This window comes from Bartonella sp. AP280QHHD (assembly GCF_042196125.1).
Classification (GTDB): domain Bacteria; phylum Pseudomonadota; class Alphaproteobacteria; order Rhizobiales; family Rhizobiaceae; genus Bartonella.
In genome coordinates, this window is the sequence record NZ_JBHIPQ010000010.1 from 1 (window position 1) to 1401 (window position 1401).

At 32.6% G+C, this 1401-nt stretch carries 2 protein-coding genes; both read left to right on the forward strand.

Annotation, left to right across the window (positions count from 1 at the left end):
- On the forward strand, window positions 1-397 hold a 397-nt coding region (locus ACFIMK_RS00390), incomplete at its 5' end, for a type IV secretion system protein (protein ID WP_375693495.1).
- A 256-nt stretch (window positions 398-653) separates the two neighbouring features.
- The coding region (locus ACFIMK_RS00395; protein ID WP_375693496.1) for a type IV secretion system protein at window positions 654-1401 on the forward strand (748 nt) is incomplete at its 3' end.

Consider the following 1401-nt stretch of genomic DNA (forward strand, 5'->3'; position numbering starts at 1 on the left):
CATCTTGCTAGCAACAAGCCTCGTAGTCGCAATCGGTGGTGGTCTCGTGCTCCTGACAAAAATCGCACTTGCACTTCTCGTAGGATTGGGACCAATCTTCATTATTGCTCTACTCTGGCAACCAACTCATCGCTTTTTCGAGCAATGGATTGTACAAGTCGTCAATTATATAATCCTCTTTCTACTCTTAGCCTCTGTATTTAATCTGATGATGAACATCTTTGCAAACTATTTGAGCGATATGAAACTCGATTACGACCAAAATGTAAGCTCCATGTTTGGAGGAGCTCTCATCTTGTCCATTATATCCATCATGCTGTTACTCGAACTATCAAGCATGGCCAATTCTCTCGCAAAAGGCATTACATTTGGACATCTATGGAGACATAAAAACTAGATGAGATAGAAAGTAATCATTCTCGTAGAAGAAACACAATAAAAAACCTCATTAAATAAAAAAAACTATCGTATATTATAATTTTATAATCAAAATTTTAATATAGATAAAAATTATAAAGTAATTCAATAGAGGTTAAGAAATTTAATATCTATTAAAACAAATAATTAAATTTTGTAGTGTAAATTTAGCATTAATTCAATAATTAAATTGCCAATTTTTTACCGCAATATATAAAAAATAAGGAGAACAAAATATGAAAAAGCTAATTATCACTATAGCGATCAGTATAATTTTTGGAACGTCAGCTCTCGCTCAGGATTGTGACTGGAACTCCAGCAGTTTTAGCTGTGTTCCGAGAAAAGGAAAAAAGACAGTAAATCATAATCCAATAAATAATTCTGCTCCATTAAACAACAATTCAGAAATTATTGAGCTCTTAAAAATTTCAGAAATTATTGAGCTCTTAAAAAAACAGCTTGCGTTAAAAAAAGAACAAAATTCACAAATAGAAAGAGCCTATCAAGCTATAACAAAGAGTCAGAAAACTGGATCTACAACAATAGATTTTTCTAGTTTTTTTCCCAAAGAACCAGAATCGCTCTATAAGAGTGATAAGCTTTCAAGGGAATCATATCAAAAGGTATTAGAGGACGAAAACAAAGTTTCTGGCTCTTTTGATCAAATGCGCAAGGTTATTTTTGCGCGTTTACAATTTGCATCGATACTAGATAAAGCTGTAACTTTAAAAAGTTTTGAAAACGTAGAAAATCGTTTTCAATACCTCAGATATCTATTAGATGAAGTTCCAACAAAAGAAAACCTGAAAGATACTGCAGATCTTCAAGCACATATCGATGGTTCGTTAGCCATGATCCAAAATGAATTTATAAAGATGGAAATGGTAGCGCATTTACGTAACACTGAGCAATCACTTATGAAAAGGAAAAGACGCGAAATTGATATGAAAATTTTTAACCATGAAGCAAAAGGGATGCCTATCA